This window comes from Paraburkholderia sp. SIMBA_054, assembly GCF_046534875.1.
Classification (GTDB): domain Bacteria; phylum Pseudomonadota; class Gammaproteobacteria; order Burkholderiales; family Burkholderiaceae; genus Paraburkholderia; species Paraburkholderia hospita.
Genome location: NZ_JAWRXV010001553.1, coordinates 1 through 242 on the forward strand (window position 1 = coordinate 1; position 242 = coordinate 242).

The following is a 242-nucleotide window of genomic DNA, read 5'->3' on the forward strand; positions in this document are numbered from 1 at the left end:
TGGCCTCCCCGAGTCCCAGCGAGCATGTGCTGACCACGCGCGGTACCAATTCCAGCGGCAGCTTCTCGCGTGGCAACAACATCCCCGCCACCGCGATGCCGCACGGCTTCAACTTCTGGGCGCCGGTGACCGATGCCGGCTCGCTGAGCTGGTTCTACCAGTATGCGCAGGGCAACGACGCCGCCAACCGCCCGCGGCTGGAAGCGCTGGCCCTGACGCACGAGACCAGCCCGTGGATGGGC

General features: G+C 68.6%; 1 protein-coding gene. It reads left to right on the forward strand.

The genetic code is table 11. The features are described from left to right. Positions 1-26: 26 nt before the first annotated feature. A partial coding sequence (locus SB822_RS60260) for a hypothetical protein (RefSeq protein WP_410859536.1) occupies positions 27-242 on the forward strand: 216 nt, incomplete at its 3' end.